Origin of the sequence: Paraburkholderia sp. 31.1, from assembly GCF_014397645.1 — a bacterium.
Taxonomy (GTDB): domain Bacteria; phylum Pseudomonadota; class Gammaproteobacteria; order Burkholderiales; family Burkholderiaceae; genus Paraburkholderia; species Paraburkholderia tuberum.
This window is the reverse complement of sequence record NZ_VZQN01000049.1, coordinates 27,665-51,334: the sequence shown is the minus strand read 5'-3', so window position 1 is coordinate 51,334 and position 23,670 is coordinate 27,665. Positions and strand designations below refer to the sequence as shown.

Annotated in this window: 18 protein-coding genes; 14 read left to right on the top strand and 4 right to left on the bottom strand. The window is 66.7% G+C overall.

All coding sequences use genetic code 11. The features are described 5' to 3' along the window. Window positions 1–305: 305 nt before the first annotated feature. The 10 genes from bcsD to F6X37_RS29955 all read left to right on the top strand — a co-directional run bounded on the left by bcsD (window position 306) and on the right by F6X37_RS29955 (window position 17,308). A complete protein-coding gene (gene bcsD, locus F6X37_RS30000; RefSeq protein ID WP_090806351.1) occupies window positions 306–761 on the top strand; it encodes a cellulose biosynthesis protein BcsD in 456 nt (151 codons plus the stop codon). Between the two features lie 147 nt (window positions 762–908). Continuing rightward, entirely contained in the window at window positions 909–1,655 is a 747-nt protein-coding gene (gene bcsP, locus F6X37_RS29995) for a cellulose biosynthesis protein BcsP (RefSeq protein ID WP_187613802.1), read from the top strand. Then, window positions 1,652–2,440 (top strand): cellulose biosynthesis protein BcsQ, encoded by a 789-nt coding sequence (bcsQ, locus tag F6X37_RS29990; protein ID WP_187613801.1) that lies wholly within the window; start codon window positions 1,652–1,654, stop codon window positions 2,438–2,440. The genes bcsP and bcsQ overlap by 4 nt, the downstream gene beginning before the upstream one ends. Further along, entirely contained in the window at window positions 2,437–4,644 is a 2,208-nt protein-coding gene (gene bcsA, locus F6X37_RS29985; protein ID WP_187613800.1) for a UDP-forming cellulose synthase catalytic subunit, read from the top strand. Before bcsQ ends, bcsA begins: the two co-directional genes overlap by 4 nt. A gap of 3 nt (window positions 4,645–4,647) precedes the next feature. Beyond that, entirely contained in the window at window positions 4,648–7,212 is a 2,565-nt protein-coding gene (gene bcsB, locus F6X37_RS29980; protein WP_187613799.1) for a cellulose biosynthesis cyclic di-GMP-binding regulatory protein BcsB, read from the top strand. A 14-nt stretch (window positions 7,213–7,226) separates the two neighbouring features. Beyond that, window positions 7,227–8,414, top strand: a complete 1,188-nt coding sequence (gene bcsZ, locus F6X37_RS29975; protein ID WP_187613798.1) for a cellulose synthase complex periplasmic endoglucanase BcsZ — start codon at window positions 7,227–7,229, stop codon at window positions 8,412–8,414. Then, window positions 8,405–13,120 carry a cellulose synthase subunit BcsC-related outer membrane protein gene (locus tag F6X37_RS29970; protein WP_187613797.1) on the top strand — a complete coding sequence of 1,572 codons (4,716 nt, stop codon included), beginning with the start codon at window positions 8,405–8,407 and terminating at the stop codon, window positions 13,118–13,120. The genes bcsZ and F6X37_RS29970 overlap by 10 nt, the downstream gene beginning before the upstream one ends. 573 nt (window positions 13,121–13,693) lie before the next feature. Then, window positions 13,694–16,354 (top strand): response regulator, encoded by a 2,661-nt coding sequence (locus F6X37_RS29965; RefSeq protein WP_187613796.1) that lies wholly within the window; start codon window positions 13,694–13,696, stop codon window positions 16,352–16,354. A 205-nt stretch (window positions 16,355–16,559) separates the two neighbouring features. After that, on the top strand, window positions 16,560–16,886 hold the full coding sequence (locus tag F6X37_RS29960; protein ID WP_090806367.1) for a transposase: 327 nt from the start codon (window positions 16,560–16,562) through the stop codon (window positions 16,884–16,886). A gap of 155 nt (window positions 16,887–17,041) precedes the next feature. Then, window positions 17,042–17,308: a hypothetical protein gene (locus F6X37_RS29955; protein ID WP_184036397.1), complete on the top strand. Its 267-nt coding sequence runs from the start codon at window positions 17,042–17,044 to the stop codon at window positions 17,306–17,308. A 28-nt stretch (window positions 17,309–17,336) separates the two neighbouring features. Here the strand turns inward: F6X37_RS29955 and F6X37_RS29950 are convergent, their stop codons facing one another. From F6X37_RS29950 to F6X37_RS29940, 3 genes are read right to left on the bottom strand one after another with little or no spacing between them, the layout of a single operon-like run. After that, window positions 17,337–18,710, bottom strand: a complete 1,374-nt coding sequence (locus tag F6X37_RS29950) for an ATP-binding protein (protein WP_187613795.1) — start codon at window positions 18,708–18,710, stop codon at window positions 17,337–17,339. Next, the gene (locus tag F6X37_RS29945; RefSeq protein WP_090806371.1) at window positions 18,707–19,420 is read right to left on the bottom strand and encodes a response regulator; all 714 of its coding nucleotides are present in this window, start codon (window positions 19,418–19,420) and stop codon (window positions 18,707–18,709) included. The genes F6X37_RS29950 and F6X37_RS29945 overlap by 4 nt, the downstream gene beginning before the upstream one ends. Window positions 19,421–19,447: 27 nt before the next feature. After that, the gene (locus F6X37_RS29940) at window positions 19,448–19,741 is read right to left on the bottom strand and encodes an EF-hand domain-containing protein (protein ID WP_187613794.1); all 294 of its coding nucleotides are present in this window, start codon (window positions 19,739–19,741) and stop codon (window positions 19,448–19,450) included. 247 nt (window positions 19,742–19,988) lie between these two features. Here F6X37_RS29940 and F6X37_RS29935 point away from each other — a divergent pair, with 247 nt between their 5' ends. Then, a complete protein-coding gene (locus F6X37_RS29935; protein WP_184036386.1) occupies window positions 19,989–20,279 on the top strand; it encodes a hypothetical protein in 291 nt (96 codons plus the stop codon). Window positions 20,280–20,596: 317 nt separating this feature from the next. Further along, complete coding sequence (locus F6X37_RS29930; RefSeq protein ID WP_184065276.1) at window positions 20,597–20,875, top strand: hypothetical protein; 279 nt, start codon at window positions 20,597–20,599, stop codon at window positions 20,873–20,875. Here F6X37_RS29930 and F6X37_RS29925 read toward each other — a convergent pair. Beyond that, the gene (locus tag F6X37_RS29925) at window positions 20,864–22,114 is read right to left on the bottom strand and encodes an arsenic transporter (protein WP_187613793.1); all 1,251 of its coding nucleotides are present in this window, start codon (window positions 22,112–22,114) and stop codon (window positions 20,864–20,866) included. The two genes, F6X37_RS29930 and F6X37_RS29925, sit on opposite strands and share 12 nt — an antisense overlap. Before the next feature lie 274 nt (window positions 22,115–22,388). Between F6X37_RS29925 and F6X37_RS29920 the strand changes: the two genes are divergently transcribed. Then, entirely contained in the window at window positions 22,389–22,952 is a 564-nt protein-coding gene (locus F6X37_RS29920) for a cytochrome b (protein WP_187613792.1), read from the top strand. A 116-nt stretch (window positions 22,953–23,068) separates the two neighbouring features. Continuing rightward, window positions 23,069–23,644 carry a YceI family protein gene (locus F6X37_RS29915; protein WP_090810112.1) on the top strand — a complete coding sequence of 192 codons (576 nt, stop codon included), beginning with the start codon at window positions 23,069–23,071 and terminating at the stop codon, window positions 23,642–23,644. The last annotated feature ends 26 nt before the right edge of the window (window positions 23,645–23,670 follow it).

The window sequence follows — 23,670 nt, the reverse complement described above, 5'->3', positions numbered from 1 at the left end:
ACGACATCTGTTGCAAGGTCTTTTCCTCGGCTTCGCTCAGCTCTACAACACACTTCATCTGGACTCCGGCGCAATGGGGTCGCCGAAGTTAACAAAATTCAAACGCGTTTACCAGCAACACTTAAGCCGAGCAATGGAAAGTGGCTAAAAGCCTGTGTCTTAAGTAGACTGCTTGCAATGTGTGCCGGACACCCTAGACAACCCGGTAGAAATGACGTAGTCGGCGCCCCGTTGCCGAACGACTCCAATGCTCAATGGCTGTCACGTCCGCAATGTGCAACGGGCCGCGACCACTTCCGGAAAACATGGTCCCAATCCTCAACTATCTGCTCGAACGCCAAATCTCGCCGCAATGGCGCGGCATGCTGAGCGCGCTGGCGAGCGAGTTCGAAGCGCAAATCGGACACGACGAGCTGCGCCAGCTGATGCATCGCGTCGGCAGCCGTTTCGCGCTCGCGTATCCGCTGCCCGCCTGCGCATCGACGGCCGAGCTCGAGCAGGTGTTGAATTCTTACTGGCATCAGATGGATTGGGGTTACGTCGCGCTCGCCGATGAGGCGGAGTCGCTGCGCATCATTCACTATTGCGCGCCGCTGCCCGCCTTCGGCGAATCGGCGCTCGCCTGGACGCCGGCATTTCTCGAAGGCGCCTATCAGACGTGGCTGAGCGCGTTGGGCGCGCAGGGTTTGTCGGTCGTGCAGACGAGCGCGTTCGGCGAGGACAGCTCGCTCGAATTCCGCCTCGGCCGTCACCCCGCCTGAGCACCAGCGGGTGCTGCAAGCATACGTGCGAACGAGCGTGCGACGGCGATACAGCCGCCACGCAGAATCAGGGAAGGCAGTTCAAATAAACAGCACTCCGAGCAGTCGGTTTGGGGCCGTGCACGGGATGTAAGAGACGACGGCATCATGAGTTCATCGAGCGACATCGAAAAACTGTTCGAGCAATTTGGCGGCGACGCCAACGCGTACCAGGAGATCGGCCGCGAGAACGACGCGCGCACCGCGCGCACTCGTTGGCCGCTGCTCGTGACGCTCGATCTGACGCAACCGGCCATTCCGGCAATCGGCCAGCTTCGCGACGCGAAACCACAGCCGCCTATAACCGTGGCGCCACGGGCCGCCGTCCACGAGGACACGACACCGAAGGACATGGCATCCGTGACGCGCGCGAAGGCACCGCTGTTCACGCGCCCGCACCGGCGTGACATTCCACCGGTACCTGTGGCCGCAGCCCAGCCCGCGGCGCCGAGCGGCGCGTCACGCTTTCGCACGGCCGACGAACTCGACGAGGCGGCCGCGCAAACGATTGCGCCTGTCGCGCCAGGCAGGACACGACCCGCCGCGCCCGCCGCGCCCGCCGCGCCCGCTTATGGCAGCGCGAGCACGGCACCGGCATCGTCGATGCCACCGCCACCAGCGCCGCAACCCACCTATACGGCCCAACCCGCGCAACCGGCCCAACCGCCGTCGATCCTCGGCAAGATGTTTGCAGCGCAAACCCCGAGCGCGCCGCCGCAAGCGGCCGCGGCCGCGTCGCTGAACTCGGTGTTCGACCGTCTGCGCGGCACGTCCGCCCAAGGCACGCAAGCACCCGCCGGCACCGCGCGCGGCGGCTTCGCCTCGTGGCTCACCAACGGTCCGCGTCGCTCATGAAAGTCATTGCCGTGGTGTCCGCCAAAGGGGGGGTCGGCAAGACCACCCTCGCCGCCAATCTCGCCTCCGTGCTCGCCAACAGCGGCCGGCGTGTGATTGCACTCGATCTCGATCCTCAGAACGCCCTGCGGCTGCACTTCGGCGTGCCGCTCGACAGCATCGACGGCCTGTCGCGCGCGACTCTCTCGGGCAACCCGTGGCAAACGGTGATGTTCGACGGTATCGACGGCGTGACCGTGCTGCCGTACGGCGCGCTGCTGGAGGACGACCGCCGCCGCCTCGAGGCGCAGATCGACCAGCATCCGCAATGGCTCGCGCAGTCGCTGCAGCACCTGCGGCTCGATGCGTCCGACATCGTGATCGTCGATACGCCGCCCGGCTCGTCGACCTACGTGCGAACCGCGCTGAGCGCGGCCACCTTCGCGTTGAACGTCGTGCTCGCCGACGCCGCGTCGTACGCGGCGATCCCGCAGATGGAGCGGCTGATCGAAACCTACGCGGCGCCGCGCGCGGACTTCGGCGGCGTCGGCTACGTGATCAATCAGATCGACCAATCCCGCCAGTTGACCAAGGACGTGCTGAAGGTGCTGCGTCAGATGCTCGCCGGCAAGGTGTTCCCCGGCGTGATCCATCTCGACGAAGGCGTCAGCGAAGCGCTCGCCTGCGACACCACGCTGATCCATTACGATCCGCTGAGCCAGGCCGCCGCCGATTTCCGCGCGTGCGCCGCCTGGCTCATGGCGGCGCTCGACGCGATCGCCGCCCGGCCAAGGAACGTCGCATGAGCAGTCCAGCCTCCTCGCGCGAGCCCGAGGGCGGCGAGCCGTCGCGGTTCCAACGCTTCATCGACGCAAGCTTCTGGAACAGCCGCATCGTCACCGCGCTCGTCACGATGCTCGCGCTGTACATGCTGTACTTCGTGTTCACGGTGCCGCTCGAGTTCTATCAGCAACTGACCTTCGCGACCCTGTGCTTCGTGCTCGCGCTGCTGTTTCGCCGTCGTCCCGGCCGCTACGCGACGATGGTGATGATCATGCTGTCGATCGTCGCGTCGGGCCGCTACATGTACTGGCGGCTGACCGAAACGACCTACTGGGAGCATCCGCTCGACGCCGCCTGGGGTCTGCTGCTCGTGTCCGCCGAGCTCTACGCGACGATCGTGCTGATGCTCGGCTACTTCCAGACCGCGTGGCCGCTCAAGCGCAAGCCAATGCCGCTGCCCGCCAATCGCGACGAATGGCCGACCGTCGACGTGTTCATCCCGACCTACAACGAGCCGCTCGCCGTCGTGAAGCCGACCGTCTATGCGGCGCTCGCGCTCGACTACCCGGCCGACAAGATGTCGATCCACGTGCTCGACGACGGCCGCCGCGCCGAGTTCAAGGCGTTTTGCGAGGAAGTCGGCGTGAACTGGACGATCCGCACGCACAATCGCCACGCGAAGGCCGGCAACATCAACGAGGCGCTGAAGATCACGAGCGGCGAGTACCTCGCGATCTTCGACTGCGATCACATCCCGACCCGCTCGTTCCTGCAGATCGGCCTCGGCTGGTTCCTGCGCGACAAGCTGCTGTCGATGCTGCAAACGCCGCACCACTTCTTCTCCGCCGACCCGTTCGAGCGCAACCTCGGCACTTTCCGCAAGGTGCCGAACGAAGGCGAGCTGTTCTACGGCCTCGTGCAGGACGGCAACGATCTGTGGAACGCGACGTTCTTCTGCGGCTCGTGCGCGCTGCTGCGCCGGAGCATGGTCGACGAGATCGGCGGCATCGCGGTCGAGACCGTCACCGAGGACGCGCACACCGCGCTGAAGCTGCACCGCCGCGGCTACACCACCGCGTATCTGGCGATTCCGCAGGCCGCCGGCCTCGCGACCGAAAGCCTGTCGGGCCACATCGGCCAGCGCATCCGCTGGGCGCGCGGCATGACGCAGATCTTCCGCATCGACAATCCGCTCACCGGCAAGGGGCTGAAGATCGGCCAGCGGCTGTGTTACCTGAACGCGATGATGCACTTCTTCTACGGCGTGCCGCGTCTCGTGTTCCTGACCGCGCCGCTGTCGTATCTGTTCTTCGGCGCGCATGTGATCGAAGCGGCGGCCAGCACGATCGCGATCTACGCGCTGCCGCACATGATGCACGCGAGCATCACCAACTCGCGGATGCAGCGCCTGTTCCGCCATTCGTTCTGGGCCGAGGTGTACGAGTCGGTGCTGGCGTCGTACATCACCGCGCCGACGCTGCTCGCGCTGATCAACCCGAAGCTCGGCAAGTTCAACGTGACGGCCAAGGGCGGCGTGATCGAGAAGAGCTACTTCGACTGGTCGATCTCGCGGCCGTATCTGTTCCTGCTGCTGCTGAACCTGCTCGGCTTCCTCGCCGGTCTGGTGCACATCTACATGAACTGGCACGTGCGCAGCATCGTCGAGACCACACTGCTCAATCTCGCGTGGACCAGCTACAACATGCTGATCCTCGGCGCGAGCGTGGCCGCCGCGAGCGAGCGCCGCCAGATCCGCGCGGTGCCGCGCGTCGCGATGAAGATGCCGGTGATGCTGAAGTTCTCGACCGGCCGCACGCTCGCGTGCGAAACGATCGACTACTCGGAAGGCGGCGTCGGCGTCGCGCTGCCCAGCACCATCGAAGTGCCGATGCAGGAGCGCGTGACCGTGTCGCTGTTCCGCGGCGACGAAGAGTACGCGTTCCCCGCCACCGTCAGTTTTACCGAGCCGGGACGGGTGGGGCTGCGCTTTTCGTCGATGTCGCGCGAACAGGAGTACGAGTTCGTCAAAACCACCTTCGCGCGCGCGGACGCGTGGACCAGCTGGGCCGAGGGACGCGAGACGGACGCACCGCTGCGCGGTCTGTCGCACGTGCTGAAGGTCGGCGTGCGCGGCATCGCGGGGCTGTTCGAACATCTGTACGACGACTTGCGCAGTTCGATCAAAAGCCGTCCCGCGGACGTCAAGAAGCTAAAAACGAAAGACTGATCTATGGGCTACCGGATGGCCACGGACAATATCGAACGCCCGGCACACGGGCGCAACAGCATTGGACCCCAATCGCGCCTGTTTGCTTGTCACGGCTTGCGACACTCGCGGCGAATCATGCGCGGCGTCGCCTGCTGGCTCGCGCTGCAGACCGCGCTGGCGTCGTTCGTGCCGCTCGCTGAAGCGGCCACCCCTGCTGCCGCCGCCGCCAAACCGGCGTCGGACGCGGCGGCACCCGCCGGCGCGCCGCAAACCCCGCAAGTCGCGACCGGTGTCGGCAACGTGCCCGCGCCGAGCGCGGCGGTGCCGTTCGATCCGAACGCGATCGCCCAGGGCCAGCTCGCCACGCCGACGCCCGCGCTCGCGGCGGCGTCGGTGAAGGCGCTCGGCATGCGCACGCCGACCACCGCCGAGCCCGGCACGCTGGTGCCCGGAGGCCGCCGCCAGACGCTGACGTTCGCCGACTTCGGCGCGTTCGACCCGCTGCAATTGCGCGGCGTCGACGGACAGAACGGCATCGCGTTCTCGGTGCGCGGCGACGAGGTCGTGACCGGCGCGACGCTGCATCTGATCTACAGTTATTCGCCTGCGCTGTTGGCGAACCTGTCGCAGTTGAAGGTGCTGGTCAACGGCGAAGTCGCGGCGACACTGCCGCTGCCGCACGAGCAGGCCGGCATGCTGGTCGCGCGCGAGATCACGATCGATCCGCGCTTCATCACCGACTTCAACCACCTGAACCTGCAGCTGATCGGCCACTACACGACGGCCTGTGAAGACCCCGCCAACTCGTCGCTGTGGGCGACGATCAGCAACGCGAGCTCGCTCGACCTGACCTACTCGTCGCTCGCGACGAAGGCGGAGCTGGCCGCGCTGCCGCAGCCGTTTTTCGACCGCCGCGACGTGCGCCGCCTCGAGCTGCCGTTCGTGCTCGCGCAGAAGCCGGGCAACGGCACGCTCGAAGCCGCCGGCATCGTCGCGTCGTGGTTCGGCTCGCTCGCCGGCTACCGCGGCGCGGTGTTTCCCACCCAGCTCGACAACCCGCCGCTGTCGGGCAACGCGGTCGTGTTCGCGACCAGCGACCAGCATCCGGCCGGCGTGACGATTCCCGAGATCACCGGGCCGACCATCGCGGTGGTCGAGCGCGACGCGAACGCGCGCGGCAAGCTGCTGCTCGTGCTCGGCCGCAACGAGGCCGAGCTGAAGACCGCCGCGAAGTCGCTCGGGATCGGCCATAGCGCGCTGTCCGGCGCGAGCGCCACGATCACGTCGCTGAACGAAATTACGCCGCGCGTGCCGTACGACGCGCCGAACTGGCTGCCGACCGACCGCGCGGTGCGCTTCGGCGAGCTCGCCGATCCGAAAGACCTGACCGTGCTCGGCTACGACGCCGACGCGGTGCGCATCAACATGCGGGTGCCGCCCGATCTGTTCATGTGGCACACGCGCGGCGTGCCGATCGATCTGCGCTACCGCTACACGGTGCGGCCGGCGCGCGACCGCTCGTCGCTGAACATCAGCGTGAACAACGGCTTCGTGCAGGCTCTGCCGATTCCGGCGCGCCCTGCGTCGGTGTTCGACCTGAGCCGCTACTTCAACCTCATCATGCCCGACGGCACCGCCGACGCGCGCCGCAACATCCGCATCCCGCCGCGGCTGATGACGCCGCGCACCCAGCTGCGGCTGCACTTCTACTACGACATCCCGAACACCGGCGAATGCGCGGGCCGCCTGCTGCAGAACGTGGTCGGCGCGATCGATCCGAACTCGACGATCGACCTGTCGTCGTTCCCGCACTACATGGCGCTGCCCGATCTGGCCGCGTTCGCCAACAGCGGCTTTCCGTTCACGCGGATGGCGGACCTCTCCGAGACCGCCGTCGTGCTGCCGGACGACCCGGACGCGAGCGACTACAGCCTGTATCTGCTGACGATGGGCCGGATGGGCGAATCGACCGGCTATCCGGTCTCCGGCGTGACCGTCACCCATGCGGCCGACGTCGAGCGCCTCGCCGACAAGGACCTGCTGGTGTTCGGCGCGCCTGGCAAGCAGCCGCTGTTGCAGCGCTGGTCGAAGTCGATGCCGTTCTCCAGCGACGGCGCCGCGCACACGTTCCAGCTCACCGACCTGGTGTTCAAGCTGCGGGACTGGTGGCACGGCGAGCGCGGCGTCGAGCGCACGCCCGCGCGTGCCGATCTGACGATGGTCAGCTCGAACGGCGCGGCGCTGCTAACCGGCTTCGAGTCGCCGCTGCAGCGAGGCCGCAGCGCGGTTGCGCTGATCAGCGCGGCCGGCCCGTCGGATGCCGATCTGTCCGCCGCGCTGCTCGACGCCGACGTGCTGCCGAAGATTCAAGGCGCGATGGCCGTGATCCATGGCCGCGCCGTCACCATCACGTCGAACGGCACCGCATACTACGTGGGCCGTCTGTCGCCGCAGGAGTATCTGCGCTGGGCACTGTCGTCGCATCCGCTGCTGCTGTTGCTCGGCGGCGTGCTCGCCGCGCTGATCATCGCGGCCTTGTGCTACCGGACGCTTCGCGCGATCGCCGCGCGTCGACTGAAGGACTGATGGATATGACTCGAATGCGGTTTCGGATCAGCAGAAGAACCTCTTTTGCGCTCGCGCTCGGTATCGGCATGACGGCGTCGGCCAATCTGGCGGGTTTGAGCGGCGCCGCTCAGGCCGCGCAGAACGGCGCTGCATGCGGCGACTGGGGCGCCTGGCAAAGCTTCGTGCAACGCTTCGTCCAGGCCGACGGCCGCGTGATCGATTACTCGACGCCGGCCCAGCAGACCACCTCGGAAGGCCAGTCCTACGCGCTCTTTTTCGCGCTGGTCGCCAACGACCGCGCGACCTTCGACAAGCTGCTCGGCTGGACCCGCGCGAATCTCGCGGGCAACCAGTTCGACGCCCAGAACCTGCGGCTGCCCGCATGGCAATGGGGCAAGAAGCCGGACGGCTCGTACGGCGTGCTCGATCCGAATTCGGCGTCGGATTCCGACCTCTGGATCGCCTACGATCTGCTGCAGGCCGGCCGCCTGTGGCACAACCCCGCCTACACGCAACTGGGCCAGGCACTCGCCGAGCGCATCGCGCACGACGAAGTCGCGAATCTATCTGGCCTCGGGCCGATGCTGCTGCCGGGGGCGCAGGGCTTCAGGAACGGCAACGTCACGCGTCTGAATCCGAGCTATCTGCCGCTGCCGGTGTTGCGCGCGCTCGCGCACGAGGTGCCGGACGGCCCGTGGGCCAAGCTCGCCGACAACGCTTATCAGTTCGTCAAAACCGTGTCGCCGCAAGGCTTCGCGCCTGACTGGGCGGCGTGGCAGAACGGTCGGTTCGTCGTCGATCCGAAGAACGGCGACGTCGGCAGCTACGATGCGATCCGCGTCTATCTGTGGGCCGGCCTCGCATCGCCCGCCGATCCGCTCGCGAAGCCGTGGCTCGGCGCGCTCGGCGGCATGCGCGCGAAGGTCGCGCAGAACGGCTTCCCGCCGGAGAAGGTGTCGTCGACCACCGGCGCGGCGAGCGGCGAAGGTCCGCTCAGCTATTGGGGCGCGCTCGCGCCCTACTTCAAGACACTGGGCGACGAGCACGGACTCGGCCTCGCGCGCACGCGGCTCGCCGCGCTCGACGCGAACGTTCCGGGCCGTGAACCGGTGTACTACGATCGTGTGTTGGGTCTGTTCGGCACGGGGTTCATCGATGGCCGCTATCGCTTCGATGAAGCCGGCGGTCTCGTGCCCGCCTGGAGGACCGCATGCGATTGAACGCCCTCGCCGGGTCGCTGCATATCGCGCTGCATATCGCGCTGTCCGTCGGCGCGCTCTTGTGCGCGGCCGCGGCCGCGCCCGATGCGCTCGCGCAGGCGAGCAAGGATCCGCTGACCGTGCTGATCGATCAGGGCAAGTACTGGCAGTCGCATCAGCGCGGCGACCTCGCCGAGCAGGCCTGGCAGAAGGTGCTCAGCATCGATCCGAAGCAGCCCGACGCCCTGTTCGGCATGGGCATGGTGCTGGCCGACCGCAAGGACGGCGCCGGCGCGCAGCAGTACCTTGCGCGGCTGAAGGCGGCCGCGCCGAACTATCCGAATCTCGATGAGCTCGGCCGCCGCCTTGGCGAAACGAGCCCGCGCGACCAGACCATCAGCGAGGCGCGCCGGCTCGCGCAAGCCGGTCAGAGCGCGAGCGCGGCGCAGGAGTATCAGCGCGCGCTGGCCGGCAAGCCCGCAACGCCCCAGTTGCAGCTCGAGTATTACCAGGCGCTGTCGGCGACGCCGCAGGGCTGGGACGAAGCACGCCGCGGCCTCGAACAGCTCGCCCACGACAACCCCAACGACCCGCGTTTCGCACTCGCGTACGCGCAGCATCTGACCTATCGCGACGTCACGCGGCGCGACGGTATCGCGCGGCTGCAAAAGCTCGCCGGCGACACCTCGGTCGGCGCGGCGGCGAAAAAGAGCTGGCGCCAGGCGCTGCTGTGGCTCGACGCGCGGCCCTCGGACGCCGCGCTGTACGAGTCGTACTTCCAGAGCGCCGGTGAAGATGCCGCCGTGAAGGCGCGCTTCGAATCGATGGTGCAGCAGGACAGCGCAGCGCGCGCCCGCGCGCAGGAAAACGCCGCCGCCGACGCGCGCGGCCGCGTGATCGCCGACGGCTTCGCCGCGCTCGACCGCGACGACATCGTGAGCGCGCGCGCCAGGTTCTCGTCGGTACTCGCGAACAGTCCTAACGATACCGACGCGCTCGGCGGCATGGGCATCGCCGCGCTGAAGCAGGAGCGTTTCGCCGAGGCGCGCAACTACCTCGAGCGTGCCTCGCGCGGACCGAATCCGGCGCGCTGGAAAACCGCGCTCGACAGCGCGACCTACTGGACCTACACGAGCGAAGCGATCGGCGCGCGCAGCAATGGCGAGTTCGCGAAGGCGAAGGCATTGTTCGAGCGCGCGATCGCGCTGAATCCGTCCGACGTGACCGCCCAGGTGCAGCTCGGTGAAATGCTGCTCACGACCGGCGACCCGGCCGGCGCCGAGCAGGCATACCGGATGGCGCTGCGCCGCCAGGCCGACAACCCGGACGCGATTCGCGGCCTCGTCGGTGCGCTCGCCGCGCAGGGCCGTGCCGACGAGGCGCTGCAGTTCGCCAATCAGCTGAACGCGCAGCAACAGGCGAAGGTCGGCGGCATCGACCGTTTGCGCGGCGACGCGCAGGCAGCGCAGGCGCGCGCGGCCGAAGCGCGCGGCGATCTCGGCAGCGCGCGCAGCCTGTTCGAAGACGCGCTGCTGAACAAGCCCGACGATCCGTGGCTGCGGCTCGACCTCGCGCGCATCTACGTGCGCCAGGGCGCGGTCGCGAATGCGCGCAGCATGATGGACGGTCTGCTCGCCGCGCATCCGGACATGACCGATGCGCTGTACGCGAGCGCGCTGCTGTCGGCGGAAACGCAGGACTGGTCGACCGGTCTCGCGCAGCTCGACCGTATTGCGCCCGCACAGCGCACCGATGCGATGACGACGTTGCAGCATCGGCTGTGGGTGCATCAGCAGGCCGACCTCGCGACGCGCATGGCGAAGAACGGCCAGACGCAGCAGGCCATCGCGACCTTGCGCGCCGCCGAGCCGGTGGCCGGCAACAACCCCGAGCTGATCGGCGTGATCGCCGGCGCGTACCAGCATGCCGGCGAGCCGCCCCGCGCGCTCGCACTCGTGCGCGGCGCGATGAGCGCGGCGCCCGGCAACACCGATCTGCTGCTGCAATACGCGAGCATTCTGTCCGCGGCCAACCAGCAGGCCGAGCTCGGCGCCGTGATGCGCCAGTTGCAAGGCATGCAACTGACGCCGCAACAGCGGATTGACTTCAACAACCTGAATCTCGGCATCGTCATCCGACAAGCCGACGCGGTACGCCTGCGCGGCGATCTCGCGAGCGCCTACGAGGTGATCGCGCCGTGGCTCGCCGCGATGCCCGACAACCCCGACCTGCAGGCCGCGCTCGGCCGCATGTATGCGAGCGCGGGCGACGACCGCAACGCGCTCACGAGCTTCCGTGTCGCGCTGCAGCGCCGCCCCGACGATCTGAATCTGCTGCAGGCGGCGATCTCGGCCGCGGCCGGCGCGAAGCAGTTCAGCTACGCCGAAACGCTCGCGAACCAGGCGCTCGCCCTCGCGCCCAACGACCCGGGCGTGCTCGCGACCGTGGGGCGCATGTATCGCGCCCAGGGCAAGCTGTCGCTCGCGTCGACCTATCTGCAACGCTCGCTGGTCGCGGCCAATACGCCGCTGGCGGCGAACGCGCCCCGCAACGCAGGCACCAACGTGCCGCGCGGCTGGGAAGCGGCGATGGGCCAGATCGGCGCGACGCCGCTGCCGGGCACCAATCCATTCGAAGGCAAGACGGCGATCGTCCCTTCGGGCGACGCCGACAATGCCGCGCGTCCCACGCTTCCGTTCCTGAATACGCAGCCTTCCTCGCCGACGCAGACCGTGCCGAACTATCCGCCGCCCCTTCAGCCCGCGCCGTATTTCGCGCCCTATACGGCGCCCGCCGCGACGCCTTATAACGCGCCTGCCGCACAGCCCGCGCCGGTCGCCGCACCGTACGGAGCGCCCCGCTCCGCCGCCGAGGTCGGTGGCTACGGACAGGAATCCAACGGATCGAGCCAGTCGGGCGCGCCGTTGCAGCCTTATCCGGGGCAAGGTCAGGCGCCCGGGCAGCCGATGCCGCGGCAGCAGTACGACGCGGGCTATGCGCAGCAGCAGCCCTATGCGCAGCAGCAAGCGTATCCGCAGCCACAGCCTTACCCGCAGCAGCAAGCGTATCCGCAGCAACCGGCATACGGGCAACCGGCGTACGGGCAGCAGCCCTACGGCGCGCAGGACGGCTATGCGACCACACCGTGGCCTATGTCGCCGGCCGCGCGCCAAGCGCAGGCCAACGCCGCGTCGACGACGGCGCTGCCGTACGGATCGACACGCACGAGCACGCAGAAGAGCGCCAAGAAGAGCACGGCGAAAACGAGCCAACCCGCGCCGGTCTACGCGCAGCCGCCGCCGCCGTATCCGCAGCAGCAGGGCTACGCGCAGCCGTATCAGCCGTACCCGCCGCAACAGCCCTATCAACAGCAGCCTTACCCGAACCAGGGCTACTACGCGCAGCAGCCGTACATTCCGCAACCGCCGGCCGGCTACGCGCAGCCGTACTACCCGCCCGGCAGCAACGCGCAGAACAACCCGCAGTCGAACGTCGCGAACGCGCAGACGCTCGGCGTCGCCGAGGAGCTTGCGCAGGTCAATCGCGAGCAGTCGAGCACCGTGTCGGGCGGCCTGATCTTCCGCAATCGCGTCGGCGAGGACGGACTGTCGTCGCTCACCGACATCGAGGCGCCGATTCAGGGGCGTATCAAGGCGGGCAACGGTCACGTGGTCGTGACCGCGACCCCGGTCACGCTCGACGCAGGCACCGCGTCGAACAGCACGTCGACGCTCGCGCGCTTCGGCGCGGGGCTTTCGACCGCGTCGTCGAAATCGGCGGCGCAGAACGGCACCAACAACTACGGCAGCCAGACCGCGAGCGGTGTGGGCCTGTCCGTCGGCTATGACAGTCGCAGCATCAGCGGCGATATCGGCGTGACGCCGATCGGCTTGCGCGAGACCAACATCGTCGGTGGCGCGCAATACAACGGCGGCATCACCGACAAGGTCTCGTACTCGATCGCGGTCGCGCGACGCGCGGTGACGGACAGCCTGCTGTCGTACGCGGGCGCGCGCGATGCGGCCGCCGGCCTCGAATGGGGCGGCGTCACGTCGAACGGCGCGCTTGCCCGCCTCAGCTGGGACGACGGCACGAGCGGCCTGTACGTCAACGCGTCGTATCAGCACTACATGGGCACCAACGTGCCGAGCAACAACGCGGTCAAGGGTGGCGGCGGCGTCTACACGCGTCTGCTGAAAGACGCCGACCAGACGCTGACGGTCGGCGTGAACACGACGATCATGGGCTACAACCGCAATCTGTCGTACTTCACTTACGGCCAGGGCGGCTACTTCAGTCCGCAGCAGTACGTGATCCTGAATCTGCCGGTCGAATGGTCGGGCCGCGCGGGCCTGTTTACATATGACGTGAAGGGGTCGATCGGCGTGCAGCATTATCGCGAGGATGCGTCGAACTACTTCCCGCTGAACGACGGCTCGACGCGGCAAGGCGACGCGGCGGCCGCCGCGCAATCCCTCGGCAACGGTCTGAGCGCCGTCTACCCGGGTCAGAGCAAGACCGGCGTGTCGTATTCGATCAGCGGCGTCGGTGAATATCAGCTCGCGCCGCAGCTCGCGGTCGGGGCGACCGCGTCGCTCGGCAATGCCTATGAATATCGCGAGTGGCTCGCGGCCGTGTACGTGCGCTACAGCTTCAACAAGCAGACCGGCTTGCAGCCGTTCCCGCCGGTGCCGTTGACGTCGCAGTATCTGTCGCTGTCCAACTGACGGACGCACTCGTTGGGTGAGGTCGCGGCTTGCATTCGATGAATCGCAAGCCTCGTCGCCCCCGCCCTCACTTTCGTTCGCACTCCATTGCATAGCGCCGGCCATGCTCGAGATAGCCGGCCTCGTGGCTGCTCACGAGCTCGACGGCGGGTTTGGGGAGTGGATATCGTGTGATGTTTTCCTTCGCCATCGTACGGTGCGTTCCGTTGACGTTCGAAGCTCGCGCAGGAATCGGGGACGGCAGCACGATTCGCACCTGACAGCGGGCACGACCACGCCCTACGCGAAGGTATCGAGCCACGCCGGAAATGCGGGCGCTTCTGCCGCTTTCGCCGCGCAGCAAACGCGCCTCGCGGTAAATGTCGCCCGCGCATCGAACGAGGTGCCAAATTGGTACGGTTTCGGACACGGGTGCTTACCCGGCAAAACCCCGAATAGCGTCTGCGATGCATCACCGATAAGGCGTTGTGCCCTACAATATTTGGGGTTCGCGAGGCTGCGCAACGCGCGCGAACCCTCGAAGCTTCGGTCAAGAGCCAATCATTTTCGACGTGATTTCACGTGGAGCGCTGCATGCCTTTTCCGGCACAAGACTGCGGCTGCGCTGGCTGGCGCGGCGAGATGGCGCGACGCATCAGCGAATTCGACTGGCGCGCCACCACCCTCGGCGCGATCGAAAACTGGCAGCGCAGTCTGACCTCGACGGTCCAGATGATGCTCGCCTCGCCGGTGCCGCTCGTGCTGTTGTGGGGCGAGCCCGGCTACATGATCTACAACGACGCCTATGCGGTCTTCGCGGGCGGGCGGCATCCATATCTGCTCGGCCGTCCGGTCGAAGACGGCTGGCCCGAAGTCGCCGATTTCAACCATCACGTGATGGTTACCTGCCTCGCGGGCGGCTCGCTGTCGTATCGCGACAAGGCGCTCATGCTGCTGCGCGACGGCAAGCCGGAAGACGTGTGGATGGATCTGTACTACAGCCCGGTCGCGGGCGACGGCGGCGCGCCGGCCGGCGTGCTCGCGATGGTCGTCGAGACCACCGGGCGCGTGCTGACCGAGCGGATGCGCCAGCAAGCCGAAACCGAATTGCACGAGACCAACGAACGCCTGCAGCTCGCTCTGAACACCGGCGCGGTGCTCGGCACCTGGGTGCTCGACGTGCGCACCGGCGAGGTCACGGGCGACGAACGCTTCGCGCGGACCTTCCTGTTTGCGCGCGACAAAGCGTCGAAGGGCGTCGCGCGCGATGCCGTGACGCAGATGATCCACCCCGACGACCAGGCGCTCAACGACCGCCTGATCGCCGAAGCGATCCGCAGCGGCGAGCCGTTTCGCGCCGAGTACCGAATCCGGCGGCCTGACGGCGGCTATATGTGGGTACAGGCGAACGGCCGCTGCCAGTTCAATGAACACGGCGAACCGACGCGCTTTCCGGGCGTGCTGATCGACATTCACGATCGCAAGATCGCCGAACAGCAGCTTCTTCAGTTGACCGAAACGCTCGAGCAGCGCGTCGCCGATTCGATCGCGGCGCGCACGCTCGCCGAGGAACAACTGCGCCAGGCGCAGAAGATGGAAGCGATCGGCAGCCTGACGGGCGGCGTCGCGCACGACTTCAACAACGTACTGCAGGTGATCAACGGCAATCTGCAGATGCTCGCCGCCGACGCCAACGACGACCCGGTCGCGCAGCGGCGTCTATCCGCCGCGACCGATGCCGTCAAACGCGGCGCGAAGCTCGCCGCACATCTGCTCGCGTTCGCGCGGCGTCAGCCGCTGTCGCCGACCGTGCTGAATCCGCGCCGCCTGCTGACCGGCATGAGCGAGATGCTGCATCGCGCGCTCGGCGAAACGGTGCGGATCGACACGGTGCTCAGCGACGATCTGTGGAACGTGCAGGTCGACCGCAACCAACTCGAAAACGCGCTGCTCAATCTCGCGATCAATGCGCGCGACGCGATGCGCGCCGACGGCGTGCTGACCGTGCGCGCGACCAACCGCACGCTCGACGCCGCGTTCTGCCGCGGCAAGCCGGAGTTGTCGCCCGGCGAATACGTGGAGTTCTCGGTTGCCGACACCGGCTCGGGCATGCCGCCCGAAGTGCTGCAACGCGTGTTCGAGCCGTTTTTCACGACCAAACCCGATGGCCACGGCACCGGCCTTGGCCTGTCCATGGTGTTCGGCTTCGCGCGGCAAAGCGGCGGGCATGTGTCGATAGAAAGCGAAGTGGGACTCGGCACCACGGTGTCGCTGTTCTTTCCGCGCTGCTGCGAGGCGGAGACGCCGGAGACCGTCGATGGCACCGCGGCACCGGTCGGCGGCGGCGAAACGATACTCGTCGTCGAGGACGATGCCGACGTGCGGCTGACCGCGGTCGAAATGCTCGCGCAGCTCGGCTACAAGGTGCTGACCGCGTCGAACGGCGACGCGGCGCTCGAATTCATCGACAGCGACATGCCGATCGATCTGCTGTTCACCGACGTCGTGATGCCCGGCAGGCTGAAGAGCGTCGAGCTCGCGCAACGCGCGGCCGCGCGCACGCCACCGCTGCCTACGCTGTTCACGTCGGGCTATACGCGCGACGAAATCGTCCACCACGGCAAGCTCGACGCCGGTATCACGCTGCTGTCGAAGCCGTACCGGCGCGACGATCTTGCCCGTCTGGTGCGTAACGTTCTACGCGCGGGCGCCGCGCGCGTAGACCTCGCGGCCGGGATGCGCGAAGCGCGTATCGCCGCATGCGTGCCGCCCGCCGCGTACGAAAGCGCCAACACGTGCGCCACTGCGAAGGGCCCGCGGAAAGCGTCGAACAAAGAGCCGAAGAAAAAGCCGCACAAGCCGATCCAGCCGCGTGCGGCCCACGGAGCCGCGCGCGTGCTGTTCGTCGAGGACGACACCGAATCGCGCGAGGCGCTCGGCGAACTGCTCGGCGCGTTAGGCCTCGCTTGCACCGCGGTCGCGAGCGCGGAAGCAGCGTTGCCGCTCGCGAACACGCAACGCTACGACGTACTGTTGACCGACCTCACGCTGCCCGGCATGTCCGGCCACGAACTCGCGCGCGCGGTGCGGCGCGTGCAGCCGGAGATACGCGTGCTGCTGGTGTCGGGCTACGGTCGCAGCGCGGAGATCGGGGCGGCGATTCCGGGTGCACGGCTACTCGGCAAGCCGCTCGATATCGCGCAGTTGCGACACGAGTTCGCGCAATGGCTCGACCACACCGAAGCGGCGTCCTAGTCCCAAAGAGATCAGCGTCAGCTCCTTCAACGTGGTCGCGGTAATCCCCGGCGCGTCGCAGATGAAGGTCAGGAAAGCAACGCTAGCATCATCGGACGCGAAGCAATCCGCGGTTCAGCGGGCCAAACCCCGCGTAAATCCGGAATTAGAAGGAACCGCCCAAACCGTAAGATCGACATAAACCGGTCAGTCAGGTGTTCGCGGCATGCTAGATCTTCCTCTTTCCGATGACGCCTGGGCGCGCATCAGTCATCTGTTCAAGCAGGACCCGAAGAAACGTCTGGGCCGGCCCGCGCGTCCTCCGCGCGAGATCCTGGACGCGATTCTGTGGGTCGTCACGCGCAACGAGAAATGGCATCGGCTGCCCGGCACGTTTCCGCCGTCGCAGACGTGCTACATCAGGTGGCTGCAATGGCGCCGCACGGGCTTGATGAGCGCGATTCTCGACGAGCTCGGCCTGAGCGGTTGCGCGCTTGCATCGGCGTCTCGCGCGGATTCGGCGCCTCCGGCGGGGTCGACTGCCGACGCCTGAAATCGCGGCCTGGAATGGCATATATTGTTGGTTAGGATGAGTACCGCAACGGCGCGGCCCCGATCTGCATCAGCCGCGCGGGTGCGGGTATGATGCCGGGCGCGGTGCCCTCCGCACCCGCTTCCGATGCCGCATTTTTTGCCACGAGAACCATCATGCCTGCCCAACACGACGAAGCACCCGGCGCTCACGACACGACGGACAAGCCGAAGCGCAAGACGCTGTCCATGTCCGTGCGCAATCTCCTGATGGTCGCCATTGGCGTCGTGATGTTCACGATCGTGTCGGGCGTCGTGCTGTACAACCCGATCATGTACGGCGACGAGATCCCGAACTTCGGCATCATCCTGATGCTGACGGTGCCGGTCATCGCGGGCGTTGCGTTTCGGGTCGGGCTCGACGCGTGGCTCGATCGCGAGTGAGCGGCAAGAACGCCACGTCCTCATTCCATCATGCCGCCTTGACCGGCAATACGACCCACACTTCGAGGCCGCCGCCGTCGCGCGGATGAAACTGCAGGCCGCCGCCGTGCAGCCGCGCGATCCGCTCGACGATCGACAGCCCCAGCCCCGTGCCGCCGCTATGCGCACGCGCATTGCGGCCGCGCTGGAACGGCGCCTTCAGCTTCTCCAACTCCTCCGCCGTCAAACCTTTACCGCGATCGCCGACCGCAACCGTGACCGCGTCCTGCGTCGCCCACGTGCGCACCGCAAGCCCGCTGCCGCCGTAGACGATCGCGTTCTGCATCAGATTCATCAGCAGCCGCATCATGCTGATCGGCCGATATCGAACGGCCGGCAAGCTGCCCAGCGACAGGTCGAACTCGTGCCCGAGCCCCGCGAAGTCGCCCGCGAGCCGTTCGATCAGCGCATTCAGATCGCCGGACTGCGCTTCCTCGCGCTCGCCGCTGCCCGCGTAATCCATGAACTGCTGCAGAATCGTCTCGATCTGATCGAGATACGATTCGGCGGCGATGACGAAACTGCTGTCGGCCCCCTGCGGCATCGCCATCGCCATCGACAGGCGCAGCTTCGTCAACGGCGTGCGGATGTCGTGCGAGATGCCCGCGAGCATCAACGCGCGCGTCGCTTCGGCGTCCTGTAACGCGCGCGTCATCTGATTGAAAGCGCTGCCCACGGCGGCGATTTCGGCGGGGCCGTCGGTCGGCAGCGGCGCGGGCAGGTCGCCGGCGCTGACACGCCGCGCCGCTTGCGTGAGCTCGTGCAACGGTTCGTTCAGGTGCAGCTGGATCGCGTAGCCGGCGAGCGCGGCGAGCACGCCGAGACCCAACGACAGGAAGATCGCCGCTTCGAGGCCGCTGCCCTGCGCGTCCTCGGGAACCGGCAGCGCGATCCAGTATGGCGCGCTGACCGACGAACCGGCCGCGTGGTCGGACCCGGCAGCCGGCGCATGCATGCGAATCCACAGCCGCTGCGCGCCCTCGGTCTGCCACCGCACGGGCATATCGGCGGGCAGATGCTTCTGCAGGCTGTCGATGAAAACGCCGCGCTGATAGGTGCTGTACACATACAACAGATCGTGCGGCGGTGTGTCGGTCGCTTCGGGCGGCAACTGCTCGCGCGCGTCGAGACGCGCGGTCAGCGCCGCGCGCGAGGCGGGCGGAGTGGCCGCGAGCAGGTTGTCGAGCGTCGTCACGTAGGTCGCGAACACGGCCGCCGCGCGTTCGACGCGTGGCCGCTGCACGTAATGCAGCAGCACGACGATCGAGCAGATCTGGCTCAGCATCACGAGCGCGATCAACAGCGCGATATTGCGCGCGAGCAGCGTGCGCGGCAGCAGTGCGCGCGACAGTGAGCGCATCATGATTCGACATCGGCGACGAGCATATAGCCGACGCCCCAGACGGTGCGAATGAAACGCGGCTTCGACGGATCGTCCTCGACGATCTGCCTCAGCCGCAGCACCTGTACGTCGATGCTCCGATCGAGCGCGTCATGGTCGCGCCCTCGCGCACGCGCGAGCAGGTTGTCGCGGCTCACCGCACGATTCGGCGACGACGCGAGCGCGACCAGCAGCAGCATCTGCGCGGAATGAATCTCGAGCGGCTCGCCCGCGCGCGACAGCTCCTGCTTGCCGATGTCGAGCGTGAAGTCGCCGAAACGCACGCGCTGCGACGTCAGCGTGAGGTCGCCCGCGGCCATCTTCTGGCGGCGCAGCAACGCATTGATTCGCGCCACCAGTTCGCGCGGCAGAAACGGTTTCGCGAGGTAGTCGTCGGCGCCGGTTTCGAGGCCGGTCACGCGATCGAGCGGATCGCCCTTCGCCGTCAACATCAGGATCGGCAAGGTCTGCCCTTGAGCGCGCAGCTTCGCGCAGATCTCGAGGCCGTCCTCTTCGCCGATCATCAGATCGAGTATCAGCAGGTCGAACGGCTCGCGCTCCAGGTAGCGATTCAGGCGCTTGCCGTCCTCGGCCGCGCGCACGTCGAAGCCATGACCGCGCAGAAAGCGCAGCAGCATGTTGCGCAATTCGGCTTCGTCGTCGAGCACGATGATCCTGGCGGGGCGTTCCATCCGAAAGCTCCTCGATAACCGAGCCGCTCAGTGTGCGGCCCCGCGTTCCTGCATGAATGCCTCGATCTGCGGGAGCGTGATGTAGCCGGCCTTCTGCGTGTCGATCTCGTCGAAATGACGCGCCAGCCGCGGCATGCCGGCCGCTGCCTGGTCGCGCGTCAGCTTGCCGTCGTGGGTGGTGTTCGCGCTTGAAAAACGCGTTTGCAACTGCTGCTCCATGCGCTCCATCCGCTGCTGGCTGATACCTTGCGGCGCGGCGGCCTGAGCGAACGCGACGGTGGACGCGCAGCACAGCAGCACGGTGGCGAGCAACTTCTTCATGACTGACTCCTTCGGTTGGAACATCGACCGTCGCCTGCCTGCGTGCCGCGAGCCGTTTCGATGACAGGCCGAATTGTTGGTCAGACGCCGCGCGATCGCAATTCGAGAATCATGTCGAATCATGTCACGGCACCGGGTGCCGCTGCAGCTTGACATCGAATGAAATGAGTTCGCGGTTTCGTTTTGCGGGCCTGCTGCGTATCGTTCCGTCTGCCGTTCGTCGGCATTCACGTATCAGGAGTCCCAAATGACTATCCGTCTCGCCTGCGCCTCGACTTTCACCGCCATCGGTCTCGCCTGTTCTTCCGCTGCCTACGCGCGAGTCGTCGTCTATCTGCCCGCCGCCGTCGTTTACGCGCCGCCGCCGCGGCCGGTCTACTACCCGGTGCCGGTCAATCCCGTGTACGTATCGGCACCGCCTGTCGCCGTGCCAGTGGCGGCCGCGACCATCGTCGCGGCGCCGCCCGCACTCAACTATGCGGTGGTGCCCGCGCCGACGGTCAGCTATGCGCAACCGCTCGTGATCGCGCCACGTTGAAAGCGCGCGCCGGGCCGTCGCGCTGGCGGTTTCGATCGCCCCGAGACCGGCCCACGCGGTTGACTCAGCATAGGACACGCGCCTCGCCGGCACGCCTGGTGAATTCCCGTTGTCCCGTTGAAAGGTGGAGCGCCGCGTAAAGCTTGCATGGAGTTTGCCGCTTCTTACCATCGCGCACCGCGCCAGGCGCGCGCCCGATGTGGCGCTCTGCGCCGGCACGGCTGATATTGACTACATATAGGCGGGATGGAACGGACCTTGCGATCCCTGTCAGGTTCGCGCGCCCCTTATCCCACCTTCTTTCCTGGACCTTTGTGATGAGCTACCAAGATATCGACAAGGAAATCGCCCACCTCGAAGTCGTTTTCAACGCACTTTCTGGGCGCGACCGTTTTCCGTTGTCGTACTGGCATCGTCGGCTGCATGCGTTGAACCGTTCGTCGATGGTGCCCGCGCAACGCCAGCGCGTCGCCCACCTCGAAGCAAGGCTGCGCTCGGTCGGCGCGCGACTGGACCAGCTCGCCGGCGCGACGCGCGTCGGTTCCTGCACAAGCCCGCTGATGGCGGGCGGGTCCGGCATCCGTTCAGCCAGTTAATATCCGCGCCCCAAGCGCCAGCACGAGCGCGGGCACCATCACCAGCGCGCCGACTTTCAGAAACTTCATGAAGCTGACGTCTTCGCCTTCGCGGCGAATCGCGTTGAGCCACAGGATCGTCGCGAGCGAGCCGGTGATCGACAGGTTCGGCCCGAGGTCGACGCCGATCAACAGCGCGTCGATCACGCGCTCGGGGCTATGCGCCTGCATCACGGTCGAACTCGCGATCAAGCCGGCCGGCAGGTTGTTGATCAGATTGCTGAGGAACGCGACGCTCGCGCCGGCCCACCCGGCCGCTTCCATTTCGTTGTGTTCGGTCGCGCGGCGCAACGCACCCGCGAACAGGTTGATCACACCGGTGTGATCGAGCATCTCGACCAGCACGAACAGCCCGGCGACGAGCGGCAACACGTTCCACGAAATTTCGCGCGTCATCGGCAGCGGCGATCTGCGCTCCTTGATCAGCACGACGAGCGCGGTCAGCGTGCCGAGGATCGCGGTCGGCAGGCCGAGCTGGATGTCGTAGGCGGAGACCGTCAGCAGCGCGCCGGCCGTCACCGCGATGCCCGCGAGCGCGACGCGCCCGCTCGCCGACAGCTCGACCGCGTCGAGATTTGCCTCGCAGACGCCAGCGAGCGCCTCGCGTTGCGTCCAGCGCAGCATCACGAAGGTCGCGGCGATCGACAGCACCGACGGCAGCGTGAAGCGGAGCATCCACGGTCCCAGCGGCGGCGTGTGATTGCCGTACAGCACGATGTTGGCCGGATTCGAAATCGGCAGCACGAAGCTCGCCGCATTGGCGACGAACGCGCAGACGAACAGCAGCGGCAGCGGCGGTGTCTTCGCTTTCTTCGCCGCCGCGAACACGGCGGGCGTCAGCACGACGGCGGTGGCGTCGTTGGAAAGAAACGCGGTGATCACCGCGCCGAACAGATACACGAGCACGAACAGCTTGCGCGGCGAACTGCGCGCATGATTGACAGCGAGCACCGCGACCCAGTCGAACAGCCCTTCGCGGCGGCCGACTTCCGATAGCAGCATCATGCCGAACAGGAACAGATAGACGTCAGTGCCCTTGCCGATCGCTTCGACCGCGAGATGCAAGGGCAATAGGCCGAGGGCGACGAGCAGCACCGCGCCGGCGACGGCCCACACGGCTTCGGGCCATTTGAACGGCCGTGTGATCACGCCGGCGGTGGCGAGCGCGGCAATACTCCAGGAAAGAAAAACGGAATTCACGGCTTAACGCCCGGATAATGAGTTATGTCGGTGGCTGCGCAAAGCGCGCAACCTTGTTGTTCGGGGCAACAAATTACCACAGCGGTACCACGGCGAGCGCTCCATAGCAGCGTGCGTGCCTTCATGCGCGGACCTTTCAGCGCGCATACCTCCCGACACGATTAACATCACCGCAACAACGATCTGTTCCCGCCCACCCGCCTATTCAGTTTGAATGGGCATCCCTACTATCCGCATTCTCACGCGGCTTCTCGCGAGCAACGGATAGAACACGATGCAAACACACGCTTGCGCTCCCACGCGCTACCACGGCGCGGCGATCGCGCTGCACTGGCTGGTCGCCGCGCTGATGATCTGCGGCTTCTACATCGGCTGGATCATGACCGATATCCCCGGCTTCACGCCGACGAAGCTCAAGTACTTCTCGTGGCACAAATGGATTGGCGTGACCGTGTTCGCGCTGGCGCTGCTGCGGGTGCTGTGGCGCGCGACGCATCGCGCGCCCGCGCTCGATGCCGCGACGCCCGCGTGGCAGAAGGCCGCCGCGCATCTGGTGCACGGCCTGCTGTATCTGCTGATGCTCGCGATTCCGCTGTCCGGCTACTTCTACAGCTCGGCGGCCGGCATTCAGGTCGTGTATCTGGGCATCGTGCCGCTGCCGACAATCATCGGTCCCGATCACGCGCTGAAGGCCGCGCTGCGCACGGTGCACGTGCTGCTCAACTACACGCTGCTCGCGCTCGTGATCATGCACGTGCTTGCGGCGCTCAAGCATCAGTTCATCGATCGCGACGGATTGCTCGCGCGCATGGTGCCGTTTCTGAAGACCCGCGCATAACGATATGACGGCTTGAAGAAAGCCATAACTTCTGTCGATTGGTTACGACTGGTTGGCAATCAAATTCCTCGCGGTGTGCAATCAGGCCGCGAAGCTCGGATAGGATGCGTACCATCATGAAGACACCTTTTTATCTCTCCACTCGTCGCGCGACGCTCGCTTCTTTGGCGGTGCTTGCGCTGCTCGGCGCGAACCTCGCGCACGCCGACGTCGACCTCGCGAAAAGCAGCGTCATCGCCACGACCAAACAGATGAACGTGCCCGTCGACGGCAAGTTCAGGAAGTTCTCCGCGCAACTGAATTTCGATCCGGCGAAGCCTGCCGCGGGCAGCGCGAACGTGTCGATCGACACCGCGAGCTACGACCTCGGCGCCGACGACTACAACAAGCAGGCGCAAGGCAAGGAATGGTTCGACAGCGGCGCCTTCCCGAGCGCGACCTTCGTGTCGAGCTCGATCGCGCCGGCTGGCGGCAACCAGTACAAGGTGACCGGCAAGCTGACGATCAAAGGCAAATCGCAAACGGTCGTCGTGCCGGTCGTGATCGCGAGCCAGGGCGCCACGCAAACTTTCGACGGCTCGCTGCCGATCAAGCGCACGCAGTTCGACGTCGGCACCGGCGAATGGAAAGACACGTCGGTGGTCGCCGACGAAGTCGTCATCAAATTTCATCTGGTCGCGGCGAAGAAATAACCCACAACGCCGCAGCACCGCTTTAC